Annotated in this window: 8 protein-coding genes; 1 reads left to right on the top strand and 7 read right to left on the bottom strand. The window is 72.3% G+C overall.

What is annotated here, in order from left to right; translation table 11 throughout:
* Positions 1-166: 166 nt before the first annotated feature.
* The 7 genes from ACWDUZ_RS03945 to ACWDUZ_RS03915 form a co-directional block, all read right to left on the bottom strand.
* On the bottom strand, positions 167-1858 hold the full coding sequence (locus ACWDUZ_RS03945; protein WP_451630165.1) for a dipeptide ABC transporter ATP-binding protein: 1692 nt from the start codon (positions 1856-1858) through the stop codon (positions 167-169).
* On the bottom strand, positions 1855-2853 hold the full coding sequence (locus ACWDUZ_RS03940; protein ID WP_451630164.1) for an ABC transporter permease: 999 nt from the start codon (positions 2851-2853) through the stop codon (positions 1855-1857). The genes ACWDUZ_RS03945 and ACWDUZ_RS03940 overlap by 4 nt, the downstream gene beginning before the upstream one ends.
* On the bottom strand, positions 2850-3917 hold the full coding sequence (locus tag ACWDUZ_RS03935) for an ABC transporter permease (protein WP_451630163.1): 1068 nt from the start codon (positions 3915-3917) through the stop codon (positions 2850-2852). The genes ACWDUZ_RS03940 and ACWDUZ_RS03935 overlap by 4 nt, the downstream gene beginning before the upstream one ends.
* 4 nt (positions 3918-3921) lie before the next feature.
* Complete coding sequence (locus ACWDUZ_RS03930; protein WP_451630162.1) at positions 3922-5640, bottom strand: ABC transporter substrate-binding protein; 1719 nt, start codon at positions 5638-5640, stop codon at positions 3922-3924.
* A gap of 180 nt (positions 5641-5820) precedes the next feature.
* Positions 5821-5913: an Ms4533A family Cys-rich leader peptide gene (locus ACWDUZ_RS03925; protein WP_451630161.1), complete on the bottom strand. Its 93-nt coding sequence runs from the start codon at positions 5911-5913 to the stop codon at positions 5821-5823.
* 56 nt (positions 5914-5969) lie between these two features.
* Positions 5970-7295, bottom strand: coding sequence for a DUF3152 domain-containing protein (locus ACWDUZ_RS03920; protein ID WP_451630160.1), 1326 nt, complete (start codon positions 7293-7295; stop codon positions 5970-5972).
* Between the two features lie 635 nt (positions 7296-7930).
* Positions 7931-9091 (bottom strand): alpha/beta fold hydrolase, encoded by a 1161-nt coding sequence (locus tag ACWDUZ_RS03915; RefSeq protein ID WP_451630159.1) that lies wholly within the window; start codon positions 9089-9091, stop codon positions 7931-7933.
* 199 nt (positions 9092-9290) lie between these two features.
* Here ACWDUZ_RS03915 and ACWDUZ_RS03910 point away from each other — a divergent pair, with 199 nt between their 5' ends.
* The gene (locus tag ACWDUZ_RS03910) at positions 9291-9518 is read left to right on the top strand and encodes a hypothetical protein (protein ID WP_451630158.1); all 228 of its coding nucleotides are present in this window, start codon (positions 9291-9293) and stop codon (positions 9516-9518) included.
* Positions 9519-9538: the final 20 nt, after the last annotated feature.

The following is a 9538-nucleotide window of genomic DNA, read 5'->3' as shown; positions in this document are numbered from 1 at the left end:
GGGCCGGGCCCGTCCTTGGGCGCCCAACTCGCGCACGTTTTGGGGGGCCCCCGCGCGGGGGGGGGGGGGGGGGGCCCCCCCCCCCCCACCAAAAGGGGTGAACGGTCGTAACTTTCCCGTGCGGGTCGCGTTCTGTCGCGCTAGGAGATCATCCGGACACGCGGCGTCACGCCGGGGCCAACTTCAGTCGCGCGGCCCGGCGGCGGGCGGCGACCTCGGGATCGAGCACCGGTACGGCGGCGAGGAGCTGCTTGGTGTAGGGCTCCCGCGGCGATGCGTAGACCTCGTCGGCCGGGCCCTCCTCGACGATCCGGCCGCCGCGCATCACCGCGACCCGGTCGCTGACCTGGCGCACCACGGCGAGGTCGTGCGCGACGAAGACCAGGGCGATCCCGAGTTCGCGCCGCAACTCGCCGAGCAGGTCGATCACTTGCGCCTGGGTGGTGACGTCGAGCGCGGAGACGGGTTCGTCGCACACGATCACGCGCGGGTCCGCCGCGAGCGCCCGCGCGATGCCCACGCGCTGGCGCTGTCCCCCGCTGAACTCGTGCGGATAGCGGTCGTAGTGCGCCTCTTCGAGCCCTACGCGCTCCAGCAGTTCCGTCACACGGCCCCGGATGCGCTCCTCGTCACGGTCCCCCCGCGCGCGGAGGGGGTCGGCGATGGACTCGCCCACGCTGCGGCGCGGGTTGAGGGAGGAGACGGGGTCCTGGAAGACCATCTGGACGGCCGGACGGACGCCGGTGTGCGGGCGTCCGGCGTAGCGGATCTCCCCGGAGGTCGGCTCCAGCAGTCCGACCAGCATGCGGCCGAGGGTCGTCTTGCCGCTGCCGCTCTCCCCCACGACTCCCAGGGTCTCGCCGCGGCGCACGGTCAGCGAGACGCCGTCCACCGCCGCGAGCGCCCGCTTGCCACGCCCGAACACCCGGCTGAGGCCGGTCGCCTCCAGCACGACCTCGGCGGTCGCCTCCGCGGAGGTGTCACCGGGCGTCCCTCCGGCCACCCCGCCCGCCATGGCGTCGGGCGTGCCGTCGGACGTGTCGGCCGGCGCGGCGACGGACGTGGCGGAGAAGACGGCGCGCGGGGCGTCGACGCGCGGGACGGCGCCGAGCAGTTCACGGGTGTACGCCTGCGCGGGCGCCCCCAGGACACTGCCCACCGGCCCGTGTTCGACGGCCCGGCCGTGCCGCATGACCAGCACCTCGTCGACGCTCTCGGCGGCGACGCCCACGTCGTGGGTGACGAGCAGCAGGCCCATGCCCGTCTCCTCGCGCAGCGTGTGCAGCAGATCGAGGATCTGGGCCTGCACGGTGACGTCCAGGGCGGTGGTCGGCTCGTCGGCGATCAGCAGGTCGGGTTCGCAGGCGAGGGCCATGGCGATGAGGGCACGCTGGCGCATGCCGCCGCTGAACTCGTGCGGGCGGGACCGCGACCTGCGCGCCGCGTCGGGGATGCCCACCCGGTCCAGCACCTCGACGGCACGCGCGCGTGCCGCCCGTCGCGACGCGCGCGTGTGCACCCGGTACACCTCGGCGATCTGGTCGCCGATCGCGTAGTACGGGTCGAGCGAGGACAACGGGTCCTGGAAGACCATGGCCGCCCTCGCGCCGCGCAGCCGCCGCAGTTCCTCGTCCGAGGCCCGCTGTACGTCGGTGCCGGCGACCCGGATCGCGCCGCCGACCCGGGCCCCGGTGCCCCGGTGCAGTCCCAGCAGCGCGCCGGCGACGGTGGACTTGCCGGAACCGGACTCGCCGACGAGCGCCAGGGCCGCGCCCTCGTCCAAGTGGAACGAGAGTCCGTCAACGGCTCGCAGGGCGCCGAACTCGACGGTGAGGTCCTTGACTTCGACCAGGCTCATGCGAGTACCACCCGTCGGTCGGCCACCGCGTACAGGACGTCCGCGACGGCGTTGGCGATGACGACGAAGAAGCCGACGACCAGGACCATGCCGACGACCACCGGCAGGTCGACGACCTTCACCGCGTGCACCAGCTCCTGGCCGATGCCCGGCAGGCCGAACAGGGTCTCGGTGAGGACGGCGCCGCCGACGGCCGAGCCGACGTTGTTGGCGTTCAGCGCGATGACGGGGGCCAGCGCGCCGCGCAGGGCGTGCCGTCCGACGATCGCGCGCTCACCCACGCCGTACGCCCGGAAGGTGCGGATGTGGTCCTCGGCGAGCGTCTCCAGCATCGCCGCCCGGGTGAGCCGGGCGAACGCGGCCGCCTCGATCAGGGCCAGGGACAGCCAGGGCAGCAGCAGGTTCCACGCCCACTGCTCGGGATCGTCGGTGAACTTCACGTACTGCGGGAAGGGCAGCAGCTGGAGTTGGCCGCAGACGACGATCATCAGGACCAGACCGAGCACGAAGACGGGCGTCGCCCAGCCGGCGAGCGTGACGACGGTCAGCAGGCGCTCGGAGAGCCGGCCGCGCCGCCATGCGGACAGCACGCCGGTGCCGACACCGAGGACCAGCCACAGCACCATGGCGCCGAGGACCAGCGACAGGCTGACCGGCAGCTTGGTCAGGATGATGTCCAGGACCTGCCGGTCGCTCTGGTACGACAGCCCGAGGCACGGTGCCGGGCAGTGCTGCACCGAGGTGCCGGTCGAGTAGTCCTGGCCGGCCAAGAGGCCCTCCAGGAAGTGCCAGTAGCGCAGGTAGAGCGGGTCGTCGAGCCTGAGCTGCACGGCGACCTGGTGCACCTGTTCGGGTGAGCAGCGCGGACCGCAGGTGATCTGGGCGACGTTGCCGGGGGTGGCGTAGAAGACGACGTAGACGAGCACCGAGATGGCCAGCAGGGTGACCACCGTGCCCACGGCGCGGCGCAGCACGAAGCCGCCGAAGCCGCTCATGCGGATGCCTCCCTGTCACTGCCCGACGCCTTGTCACTGCTCGGTGCCTTGTCACCGCTCAGCGGCTTGTCACTGCCCGGCGCCTTGTCCTTGCGGCCGGTGCCGACGCGCAGGCGGGAGGCCGCGCGGGGGTCGAGGGCGGTGCGCACGCCGTCGCCGAGGACGGTGAGGGAGAGGACGGTGACGAACAGGGCTCCGGCCGGCAGCAGCAGGTACTGCGGCGCCGCCTGGTACCAGACGTCGGCCGCGGTGAGCATCTGTCCCCAGGACGGCGTCGGCGGCTTCACGCCGACGCCGAGGAAGGACAGGGCCGCCTCGGTGGAGATGTTCGTCGGCACCAGCAGAGCGGCGTAGGTGATGACGGGCGCGGCGAGTCCGGGCAGCAGTTCCCGCCGGGCGATCCGCCGGACGCTCCAGCCGCTGAGCCGGGCGGCGGAGACGTAGTCGAGCCCCTTGAGGGCCAGGGTCTGCGCACGCACGATCTTGGCGATGTTGCCCCAGGCGATCAGGCCGATGACCAGCGTGACCAGGACGGTCCGGGGAAAGCTCGACGGCACGATCGCGAGCAGGGCCAGAGCCATGATCATCAGCGGCAGGGCCACGATGACGTCCGTGGCCCGGCTCAACACTTGATCAACCCATCGGTTGCCGAGGGCGGAGGCCATACCGACGACGACGCCGATGGTGACCTGGATCAGGGTCGCCGCCAGGGCCACGCCCAGCGACACCCGAGCCCCGTACACGAGCCGTGCGAACAGGTCGCGGCCGGTCTGCGGCTCGACGCCCAGCCAGTGGTCGGCGCTCGCGCCGCCGAACGACCCGATCGGCACGCCGCCGCGCGCGGAGTCGATCAAGGACGGGTGGTAGGTGGTCGGGTCCTGGCCCTCCAGCGCGGTGAGCAGCGGCGCGGCGAGCGCGACCAGGACGAGCAGGGCGACGACGGCCGCCGCGACGAGGGCGGCGCGCTGCGCGCGCAGCCGCCGCCAGAACTGACGGGCCCCCGAGGCCGCCGGGACGGGGCTGTCCGTCCCGGCGGCCGGGGAGGCGAGAAGGGCCTGACTCACGGCGTCACTTCACCGCGACCTGGGAGACGTCCAGCACGCCGGTCCAGTCGCTGATCACGATGTTCTTGACGTCCTTGCCGTACAGGCGCTTGTAGACGGGGTGGAACAGCGGCACGGTCAGGGCCTGCTCACCGATCTTCTTGTCCAGGGCGCCCCACCGCTGGGCGGCGGCGTCGAGGTCGGTCAACTTGTTGATCGCGTCGATCTCGTTGTTGACGGACTTGTCGTTCAGCAGGCCGGTGTTGAAGTTCGCGCCGTCCTTGACGATCTGCCGGCCGTCGAAGATCGGGGCCAGGAACGGGCCGCCGGAGGGCCAGTCGGCGCCCCAGTGGGCGAGGAAGAAGCCCGGTTCGGTCTTCACGCTGTGGATCTTGTCGGAGTACTCGTTGTCCTCCAGGCCCTGGAGCCTGACGGTGATCCCGGCCTTCTTGAGCGCGTCCTGGATCGCGGTGGCGATCTCCGGGCTGGTCTCGAAGTCCTTGCTGTTGGAGTGGGTCAGCGTGACGGTGAGCCCGTTGCCGTAGCCGGCCTCCTTCAGCAGTTCCCGGGCCTTGGCCGGGTCGCCCGACTTCCCCGCCGGGAAGAGGTCGTAGGGCGTGTAGCCGAAGGACTTCTGGTCGGGCAGGAAGGTGGTCGCGGGCTCGGCCAGCGCGGAGCCGCCCGCCGCGTTGACGACCGACGACCGGTCGATGGCGTAGGAGATCGCCTGCCGCACCTTGATGTTGTCGAACGGCTTGACCGTGGGGTTGAACGCTATGTAGTTCGTGTAGCCGAAGTGGCCGGTGCCCACGCGGGCGGCCAGTTCCTTGTCACCGGTCACCTTGGCGAGTTCGGCGGGGCCGAGGTTGGTGTCCGTGGTGACCGCGGCGGCGTCCGCACCCTGGGACGCGGACAGCCGCTGGTTGATCACCGAGGAGTCGAGGCCGGACCGTACGTCGATCCGGTCGGGGTAGGCCTTGCGCTCGGAGTCCGTGCCGGCCGACCAGTGGGGATTGCGCTCCAGGACGAGGTGCTCGCCGTCGTTCTCGTTCTTGACGACCTTGTAGGGGCCGGACGAGACCGGGTGCTCCTCGTACTTGGTGCCGGTGTCCTTGCTCTTCGGTACCGGCGTGAACTGCGTCTGGGTGGCGAGGTACGGGAACTCGCCCTCGGGCTTGTTCAGGTGGAAGACGATGGTCCGGCTGTCGGGCGTCTCGATCGCGGCGAGCCCCTTCTTGTCCTTGTACGGCCCCTGGTAGTCGGCCGCGCCGACCAGCCAGTCCCGCAGGTAGGGGGCTCCGCCGGAGAGCTCGGGGGCGAAGGAGCGCTCGATGCCGTACTTGATGTCGGCCGAGGTGATCGGCGTGCCGTCCTCGTACGTCAGGCCCTTCTTCAGGGTGTACGTCCACACGGTCGCGTCCTTGCTGGGACGTCCGGTGTCGGTGGCGAGGTCCGGGACGACCTTCGCGCCGGCGGCACCGTTCTCGCGGTTGCGGGTGGTGAGCGTGCGGAAGACGAGAGAGGGGATGTTGCCGCCGCCGGAGGTGTACAGGCGCGCGGGGTCGAAGTCCTCTTGCGGCTGCGCGTTCAGGACGCTGAGGGTGCCGCCCTTGTGGGGCTGGGAGTCACCGCCGGCGGCCTTGGCGCCGCTGTCCTTCGGGCCGCAGGCTACGGCGCCCGCTGCCACAAGAAGGCTGACGGATGCCGCGGCCACGCGGCGGGCGGTGACGGACGGTTGGCGCATCGGAATGGCGACCTCTCCAGAGGACTCGCCGCCCTGCGTCTCGGATCGCGAGACAGAACGACGAGGAGTGAGACAGAAGGAAACGGACGTCTGCCCCGGCTCGGGTCACCGAAGAACCGGACCACCGTGACCAGGTCACGGAGAGGGTGAAGTTTCGCGACGCGCGCCTGAGGGCCGGCGTCAGCGACAGTGGATGTCGGCCACGCAGAGTGGGGTCACGCCGATCAGCGCCAGCTCGATGGCGGCGCAGGCGGGGGCGTGACTGGGCGACATGCCCAGCAATATGTATGAACTTTTCGCGCGTGTCAACGTGACCTGTGAGTCATCCGTCAACTCCTGGGATAAGGCCAGGGATTGGGAAGACAGTGGATTCCGTCGTGGTCCAGGAACTTCGTCTGCTGCTGCATGACCGGCGCGAGCTCGCCGTCCTTGTCGCAGGTGACGTGGGAGCGACCCAGCCGGTGGCCGACCTCGTGGTTGATCAGCATCTGCCGGTAGGCGTACACCTCGTCGCCGAAGGTCTTCGAGCCCTGCGCCCACCGGTAGGCGTTGATCATGACGCGCTCGGTGGCGGCGGAGTCACAGGAGACGTTGTCCTCGGTGGTGTCCAGGCCGGACTTGGCGCACCAGACGGCGGTGGTGCCGGGACTGGCGAGCGTGATCACGAAGTCGGGTCGGCCCGAGGAGATGCGCTCGAAGGTACGGGCGCCGCCGTGGGCCCAGCTACGGTCGTCGTTGATCGTCTTCTGTACGGCCTCGGCGAAGAGCGCGCCGTCGAGTCCCAGCCCCTCCTCCACATCGACCCGGTAGGTGTGCTTCCGGCCCTTGCCGGGCGCCTTGGCGAAGCCCGGCACCACCTCGAACTTCCCCGAGCCCTTGAGGGTGGGGCTGAGTGCGTACTTCGCGTTCATCTTCTGGCTGTACGTCAGCGGCGGCGCGGCGGCCGACACGGACGGGTCCGCCTGCTGGTCCGGGCCGGCGTCGTCGCCGGCGTGGCGGGCCTGGTCGGTGGCGGACCGGGATTCCGTGCCGGTGCCGGCATGGCCGTCCGTGACCTGCCCGGCGACGATGACGGCGAGCACGGTGGTGACGGCGGCGGCCGCTATACCGGTGAACGTCCGCCCCTTGGTGCTGCCGCCCGGCGCGGGTGCCCCGGTGGGCGGCGCGGTGTCCTCGTCGGCGCCGGCCTCGGCGAGATGCCCCGCCGCGGCGTCCATGGCGTCCGTCGAGTCCACGGCGGCCGGGGCCACCGGAGCACCGGAGGCGCCCCCGGCCGCCGGACCGGCCGGGGGGTACGTCCCCGTCCCGTTGCGGGGCCGGGGCGTGAAGACGTCGTCGAGGCCGTCGCTGTCACCGAAGGCGTCGAGATACTCCCCGCGGGGTCCTTCCTCGGGTGCCCGCCGCTGCCGGGGGATGGGTACGCCGGGGCGGGCCGCCATGCCCGCGGCAGCACCGGAACCGGCCGGGGCGCCGAAGCCGGGCGCCCCCGTCCGCCCCGGCACCGCGCCGCCCGCGCCACCGGCACGCGACGCCGCGTCGCCCCAGCCCCCGCTTTCAGCCTGCTCAGGATGCCCGCCCCGAGCCCGCGGCACGCCATGGGCCGGGGTGCCGTCGGGGAGCCGGGGAACACCGTGCGGGGGCGTGCCGTCAGGCATCAGTGGGCCACCGCGTGCGGGCGCGCCACCGGGGAAACGGGGGACTCCTTGCGCGGGCGTGCCGTCCGGGAAGCGGGGGACTCCCCGCGCTGGTGTGCCGTCGGACAGGCGCGGGACCCCATGGGCGGGCGTGCCGTCCGAGAACCGCGGAACACCGTGCGCGGGCGTGCCGTCAGGCATCCGCGGGCCACCGCGAGCGGGCGCGCCACCGGGGAAACGGCGGACTCCTTGCGCGGGCGTGCCGTCGGGAAAGCGGGGGACTCCCTGCGCGGGCGTGCCGTCGGGAAAGCGGGGCGACCCCGAGGTGAAGCCGGTCGGTGCGCCCGGGGCCGGGGGCGAGGACCGCTCGGGATGGCGGCCGTAGGTCTCACGCGTCCCGTACGCCGGGACGTTGCTCGTCAGCCGCTGCCCCGGCAACGAGCCGGAACCCGGCCGGCGCGCGGGCGGCACCCCGCCCGGGCCCGGACCGGGACCCGGCCGCGGGCCCGGCTCCGGTCGGCCCTCAGAGGCCGCGCCCTGCCCCGGTACGGAGCCCGTTCCCGGGCGGCCTCGGCCGCCGTCCCGTTCGGCGGCTTTGTCGGCGGTGTCGCCCTTCGGGGCCGGTCCGCGACGGCTGTGGCGTCCCACCTGGTCCCTCAGCCCCCCATACTCACGCCGGAAGGCCCGTCATCGGCCCCCGCGCCGTCCGAGCCGGCGTGCTCTCCCACCGGACCCATCGAGGCCTCCTTCGCGTCCACCTGTCTCACCGGCCCTTCCCCCGCGTCCGCCGTTCTCGTCCCGGCCTTCCCCGCGGCCGTCCCTCTCGGCTGAGCATCGATCACGGCCGCCCCGCCGGGCGGGGCCTGCCCCGTGTCCGCGAGCAGTTCCCGCAAAGCCGTCGCCACCGTCTCCGGGTACTCCATCATGGCGACATGGCCCGCGTCCGGGAGGGTCAGGAGGCGGGAGTCACGGAAGGCCCGGGCGGCCCGTTGGGCCATGCGGTAGCCGACGAGCTGGTCCCGACCGCCGTAGATCAGCAGTGTGGGCGCGAGGACGCGTTCGGCCTGGCGCCACAGTCCGTGCTGGCCGCCCAGCGTGTAGGCGTCCACGATCCCGCGCGCGGAGCGCGCCATGGCGTCCCAGAAGTACGGCAGTTGCAGCCGCCGTTCCATCTCCTGAACCGCGGCGCGGAACCCCTCGGGAGTGACCCGCGCCGGATCGCCGTAGCAGAGGGCCATGACGCCGCGGACCCGCTGCTCGGGCGTCCAGTCCCGGGTGAGCCGGGTGAAGAGGGCGGCGACGCCGGGCAGCGCCAGCAGCCCGGTCGGTACGGCGCTGCGCTGCACCCGCAGCTCGGGCAGCGCCGGCGAGACCAGCGTCAGCGTCCGGACGAGGTCCGGGCGCAGCGCAGCGACACGGGTGGAGACGGCACCGCCGAGCGAGTTGCCCAGCAGGTGGACCGGCCCGCGGTCGGAGACGTCCAGGAAGCGGATGACCGCGCGCGCGTGGGCGGTGACCGAGTAGTCGCCGTCGTCCGGGGGCGGGGAGTCCCCGAAGCCCGGGAGGTCGATCGCCTCGCCGTCGACGACGTCCTGCAGCAGCGCCATCAGCGCCGACCAGTTCTGCGAGGAGCCGCCGAGCCCGTGGACGTACAGCGCGGGCGGCAGGCCCTTGCGGGCGGGCGGCCTGGAACGCACCGTCAGAGTGATCCCGGACAGTCCGACCGAGCGCAGTCGCTCGTCCTCCTCGACTCCGACGGGCGCCACCCTGGGAAGTACGTTGGCGGGCGGCACGGAGGGCAGCTCGGTCGAAGACATGCGGCAATGTTACGAGACGATCACGTACCGGCTCATGTGTTCGCCGTCACAGATCGCACGCGTGCACAACCGTGCGCGGAGCGGTATTCGGGTGCCGGACCGCATGGCGTCCACATCGGGTGTCTCCTACGCTCGTACAGAGGGCACCCGCATGTAGCCCCTGTTTCTTCCGGGGACACTCACAGGAACGGAGCCCGGCATGGCAGTCGACCCCACCGATCCCGAGACGTTCGAGAACGAGAACGAGGAGGAGAACGTCTTGACGATCGACGTCGAGGCCCCGGAGGGCGACATCGCCGAGCAGCAGGCGGATCTCGCTCAGCAGCACGACGACCCTCTGACGCGCGTGGAGCCCGACCGGGCGAACGAGGCCGACCTCGTCGAACAGGCGCGGGTCGTGGCTCTCGACGAGGACGACTACCGCTGAGGGCCGGCCCACCGCTGAGC

The sequence above is a fragment of the Streptomyces sp. NPDC003393 genome (assembly GCF_053589015.1).
This window is presented reverse-complemented; position numbering and strand designations above follow the sequence as displayed.

Excerpts from the sequence above, each read along its gene's own strand:
- ACWDUZ_RS03945 (WP_451630165.1), bottom strand. The coding sequence starts at position 1,858 with ATGAGCCTGGTCGAAGTCAAGGACCTCACCGTCGAGTTCGGCGCCCTG.
- ACWDUZ_RS03915 (WP_451630159.1), bottom strand. The coding sequence starts at position 9,091 with ATGTCTTCGACCGAGCTGCCCTCCGTGCCGCCCGCCAACGTACTTCCC.
- ACWDUZ_RS03910 (WP_451630158.1), top strand. The coding sequence starts at position 9,291 with ATGGCAGTCGACCCCACCGATCCCGAGACGTTCGAGAACGAGAACGAG.
- ACWDUZ_RS03925 (WP_451630161.1), bottom strand. The coding sequence starts at position 5,913 with ATGTCGCCCAGTCACGCCCCCGCCTGCGCCGCCATCGAGCTGGCGCTG.
- ACWDUZ_RS03940 (WP_451630164.1), bottom strand. The coding sequence starts at position 2,853 with ATGAGCGGCTTCGGCGGCTTCGTGCTGCGCCGCGCCGTGGGCACGGTG.
- ACWDUZ_RS03920 (WP_451630160.1), bottom strand. The coding sequence starts at position 7,295 with ATGCCTGACGGCACGCCCCCGCACGGTGTTCCCCGGCTCCCCGACGGC.
- ACWDUZ_RS03930 (WP_451630162.1), bottom strand. The coding sequence starts at position 5,640 with ATGCGCCAACCGTCCGTCACCGCCCGCCGCGTGGCCGCGGCATCCGTC.